4 protein-coding genes are annotated in these 4,930 nt (G+C 76.0%); 2 read left to right on the plus strand and 2 right to left on the minus strand.

Annotated features, from left to right (window positions below; all coding sequences use genetic code 11):
* Positions 1-390 precede the first annotated feature (390 nt).
* Positions 391-1,569: a S1 family peptidase gene (locus BG452_RS29775; protein WP_188307457.1), complete on the plus strand. Its 1,179-nt coding sequence runs from the start codon at positions 391-393 to the stop codon at positions 1,567-1,569.
* Positions 1,570-1,656: 87 nt separating this feature from the next.
* Here BG452_RS29775 and BG452_RS29780 read toward each other — a convergent pair whose 3' ends face one another.
* Both BG452_RS29780 and BG452_RS29785 read right to left on the minus strand, forming a co-directional pair.
* Positions 1,657-2,877 (minus strand): ROK family protein, encoded by a 1,221-nt coding sequence (locus BG452_RS29780; RefSeq protein ID WP_188307458.1) that lies wholly within the window; start codon positions 2,875-2,877, stop codon positions 1,657-1,659.
* Between the two features lie 166 nt (positions 2,878-3,043).
* Complete coding sequence (locus BG452_RS29785; protein ID WP_223242916.1) at positions 3,044-3,916, minus strand: SDR family NAD(P)-dependent oxidoreductase; 873 nt, start codon at positions 3,914-3,916, stop codon at positions 3,044-3,046.
* 183 nt (positions 3,917-4,099) lie between these two features.
* Between BG452_RS29785 and BG452_RS29790 the strand changes: the two genes are divergently transcribed.
* Positions 4,100-4,930: PAS domain-containing protein (locus BG452_RS29790; protein WP_188307459.1), on the plus strand; the 831-nt coding region annotated here is incomplete at its 3' end.

Consider the following 4,930-nt stretch of genomic DNA (forward strand, 5'->3'; position numbering starts at 1 on the left):
CGGCGCCGGTCGGCGGGGCCGTCGCCTTGCCGTCCGCCGCCGACGGGTCGCAACCGGTCAGCGCCAGGCCGACGGTGAGGACGAGTCCGGCGAATCCGGCCAGGCCGGCCGCCCGGCGACGCCCGGGTATCGGTGAAGCCATGAGGGGAGAACGCTCCGTTCCGTATGGGTGAGGCGTGCGATTCAAGCAGAGCCCGCACACGTGGTGACCACGGTTTCCCCACTCGTTGGCAGATCGAGATCTTCCGACTACCGAACGCGACGACAACGGACGGGCTGCCGGGACATCCGGGGGTATAGCGCGGGAGCGCGGGGCGTTATGGCATGTTCCGGACACCACAGGCGGATCGCTACGGTTCCGGCAACCCCCACGCCGAACGAGGAGACCCCATGCTCCGATTCCGTGCGCTCGCCGTCGCCGCAGCCTTCGCGACCGTCGCGCTCACCGCAGCCCCCGCCGTCAGCGCCCCCGCTGACGACCCGTCCATAGCCGCCGCCCTGGCCGCCCCCGCCCCCGCCCGCACCGCCGCCGTCCCGCCCGCCCTGCTGCACGCGATGCAGCGCGACCTCGGGCTGGCCCCGCAGGCCGCCGCCGACCGGATCGCCCGGGAGGGCCGGGCCGCCGCGGTCCGCAGCTCCCTGAGCCGGGCGCTCGGCGACCGCTGGGCCGGCGCCTGGGTCGACGGTCCGCAGGCCGAGCTGGTGGTCGCCACCACGGACGCCGCCGCCGCCCGGACCATCACCGCCGACGGCGGCCGGGCCACCGTCGTCCGGCACTCGCTGACGTCACTGGACCGGGCCAAGGACGCGCTCGACCGGGCCGCCGCGTCCGCCGCGCCGGACGCCACCCCGGTCTGGTACGTGGACGTGCGCGCCAACACCGTCGTGGTGCGGTCCGCCGACGACGCCCGCACCGCGGCCTTCCTGGACCGGTCCGGGGTGGACCGCGCGCTGGTCCGGGTCGAGCGGGCCACCGCCGCGCCCCGGCCGCTCGCCGACCTGCATGGCGGGGACGCCTACTACATCGACAACGCCGCCCGCTGTTCGATCGGCTTCCCGGTCACCCAGAACGGCCAGCCCGGCTTCGTCAGCGCCGGCCACTGCGGCCAGCCCGGCTCCAACGCGACGTCCTCCGACGGCAGTTCGATCGGCACCTTCCAGGGCTCGACCTTCCCGGGCAACGACTGGTCCTGGGTGGCGGCCGGGTCCGACTGGACCGCCCAGCCGCAGGTGAACGACTACCAGGGCGGCGCGGTGACAGTGGCCGGCTCGAACGAGCAGTCCGTCGGCGGCTCGGTCTGCCGCTCCGGCTCCACCACCGGCTGGCACTGCGGCACCGTCGAGGAGCAGAACGCCACCGTCAACTACCAGGAGGGCAGCGTCTACGGCGTCACCCGCACCAACGTGTGCGCCGAACCGGGCGACTCCGGCGGCTCGTTCATCTCCGGCGACCAGGCCCAGGGCGTGACCTCGGGCGGCTCCGGCGACTGCACCTCGGGCGGCGAGACCTACTTCCAGCCGGTCAACCCGATCCTCAGCACCTACGGGCTGACCCTGGCCACCGGCTGACCCGTCCGGGGCCGGTGGGCTCCGCGGACCCCACCGGCCCCGGCCTCACGACCCCGCCTCGGCCTCACAACCCACCGGCCCCTGGCCTCACAACCCCGCCGTCCGGCGCTCGAACACCTCGGGCCGGGCGGTCTCCAGCGCCGTGGACACGGCGCCGAGGAGCACCGCCTCCTCGCCCAGCAGGCTCGGTGCGAGCGTCGGACGCATCGGGGCGAAGCGGCCCAGGGCCCGCTCCAACGGTTCCAGCAGCAGGTCCGCGCTGCTGCCGATGCCGCCACCGAGCACCAGCAGGTCCGGGTCGAGCACCGCGGAGAGCACCGCGACGGCGTAGGCGAGCCGGTCCGCTTCCCACTCCACCGCCCGCAGCGCCGCGCCGTCCCCGGCCCGGGCCCGCTCGAAGACCTGCTTGGCCGTCAGCCGCCGGCCGCCCTTGCCCTCCAGCCCGAACTCCCGGGCGGCCCGCACCACCGCGTCCGCCGCGGCCTCCTGCTCCAGGGTCGTCGCGGCCGACTCGCCCAGGCGGGCGGGCACCGGCACCAGGCCGATCTCGCCCAGCGCGCCGTGGGCGCCGACCAGCAGCTCACCGTCCTTGACCACCCCCACCCCGATCCCGGTGCCGACCAGCAGGTAGGCGAACATCCGGCTGCCCCGCCCGGCGCCCAGGGTGTACTCGCCGAGCGCGGCGAGGTTGGCGTCGTTGGCCACGGTCACGGCCGCGCCCAGCCCCTCGCCGATCCGGTCGAACAGCCCCGGCCGGCCCCAGTCGGGCAGGCTGGTGGCGTACCGCACCCCGCGCCGCTCCTCGTCCCACACCCCGGGCGTGCCGATCACCGCGTGCACGATGTCGGAGGGCAGCAGGCCCGCCTCGGCGGTGGCCTCGTGCGCGGCGGCGACCACGGCATCCGCGACGGCGTCCGCCGTCCGCCCCCGGTTGGCCACGTCCCGCCGGGCGACCACGGTGCCGGCGAGGTCCGCCACCGCGACCCGCAGCCGGGCCCGGCCGACGTCCACGCCGAGCACGTGCCCGGCCGTCGGGTCGACCTCGTAGAGGACCGCGGTACGGCCCCGCTCGGGGGCCACCCGCCCGGCCTCGCGGACCAGCCCGGCCTGTTCCAGGTCGGCCAGGGCGGCGGACACGGTGGGCTTGGACAGGCCGGTGTCCCGGGCCAGTTGGGCGCGCGAGGTGCCCCCGCCGGTGCGTAGCAGTTCCAGCAGCAGCCACTCGTTGTTGCTGCGCAGCCGCTGCCGGTTCCACGGCACCCCTGGGGCCCCGGCCGCCGGACGACTGGTCGGCTGGTGGGGGCTCATCGGTTCCTCCGGTCTGGGCTGCTGACGTGCCGCTCCTGGCGGTCCGTTGCCTGCGAACGGTGCCTGTGGCACCGTCAGCGGCACCCGGTGTCGGGCGCCGCCGCCCAAGTATGACCGGTGATCACCCGGCGCCCGGCGCGCGGACCCGCCCGGCGGCCGCCCCGTGTCAGGCGCCCTCGGAGCCGACCCAGCCGCCCGTCATCGTCCGCACCGCCGAACCGTCCAGGTCCGCCAGCTTGACCCCGGCGAAGGCCCGGGCCGCCTCGGAGGTCTGCACCCGCAGCGGCGGCCGCTCGGCGGTCAGCACCGCGACGATCGGCGCGGCCGCCTCCTCCGGGGTCTGGGCGTTGCCGAAGGCCTTCAGCGTGCGGTCGACGTACGCCTGCAGGGCCGGTCCGTACGGGCCGGCGGCGGCGACCAGCGCGGGCACGTCGAGGCCCTGGTTGCCGATGAACTCGCTGGCCACCGCGCCCGGTTCGACCACGGTGACGGCCACTCCGACGGTGGCGGCGACCGGCGCCAGCGACTCCATGAAGCCCTCGACGGCGAACTTGGCGGCGCAGTACGCCTCGTTGAAGGGCTGTCCGACCACACCGCCGACGCTGGTCACGGTGATCACCCGGCCGCCGGCGGCCCGCAGGTGCGGCAGCGCGGCCCGGGTCACCTCGACCACGCCGAAGTAGTTGACCTCCATCGCGGCGCGCACCGGCGCCAGGCCGTCCTGCTCGATCGTGCCGACGAAGCCCGCGCCCGCGTTGTTGACCACTGCGTCCAGCCGCCCGTGCCGTTCGAGGACGACGGCGAGGCAGTCCGCGACGGAGGTCGGGTCGGTGACGTCCAGCCGCTCGATCTCGATCAGTTCGGCGACGCCCGCCCGCTCCGCCTCGCGGAGCAGGTCTCCGGCCCGGCCGGTGTCGCGCATGGTGGCGACCACCCGCCAGCCGGCGCCGGCGGCGGCCACGGCCGCGGCGAGGCCGATCCCGGAGGAGGTGCCGGTGATCAGGACGATCCGGGTGCCGTTCATCGGGGTGACTGCCATGGGGCCCTCCTCCCGGCTTCCGGGCCGCTCCCGGAAGCCGAATGACTGTGTGCGTGTGCACGCACCATACAAGTGTGTGCGCGCGCACGCAACTGCCCTCGCTTCGCTACAACAACGTCTCCGAGCAGTCAAGGTTTCACCCGGTTGTGGGCGTGCCGCGCCCCGGCGCGTGATCATGGACCTATGCACTTCCGGCACGGCAACCGAGCAGCGGGAACCCCGCCCCCGGGCGCCCGCTCCCTGGCGGCGACCGCGGCGGCCCTCGCCGCGCGCCTCGGCTCGATCACCGGTGGTGACGGCCCCGGCGGCGACCGCCCCAGCACTGACCACCCGGGCGCCGACCATCCCGGCGGCGACGGCCCCGACAACGACCCGGACCTGCTCCGCGACGTCCTCGCCGCCGCCCCGGTCGGCATCGCCCTGCTCGACGAACACCTGCGCTGGCGCTACCTCAACCCCGCCTTCAGCGCCGCCACCGGACTCCGCCGCGCCGACCTGCTCGGCCGCACCGCCGAGGCCACCGCCTTCGCCGGCGCCCTTGCCACCCTGCGCCGCGTCCTCGCCGACGGCCACGACCGCGAACACGTCACCGGCGGGCCCGAAGGCGCCGGCTCCCCCGTCCCGCCCGGCCTGCGGGTGCGCTACCGGCCGGTACGGCACGCCGGGCGGACCACCGCCGTGATCGTCGTCGTCCTGGACGACCCGGACCCGGCCCGCGAGCAACTGCGCGAACTCGAACAGGCCCGCGCCCGGCTCGCCCTGCTGGACGCCGCCGCCGAACGGATCGGCACCACCCTCGACATCGGCACCACCTGCGCCGAACTCGCCGCCTTCACCGTCCCCGGCCTCGCCGACCTCGCCACCGTCGACGTGCTGCCGCCCGAGGCCGAACCCGCCCGCCCCGGCCGCAGCGGCGCCCAGCGGCTGCACCGCGCCGCCGTCCGTGCCGTGCCCGAACTGGACGCCGCCCTCGCCGAACTGGCCCGCCCCGGCGAGTCCATCCGCCACCGCGAG

It is taken from the genome of Streptomyces sp. CBMA123 (assembly GCF_014596465.1).
In the GTDB taxonomy this organism is placed as follows: Bacteria; Actinomycetota; Actinomycetes; order Streptomycetales; family Streptomycetaceae; genus Kitasatospora.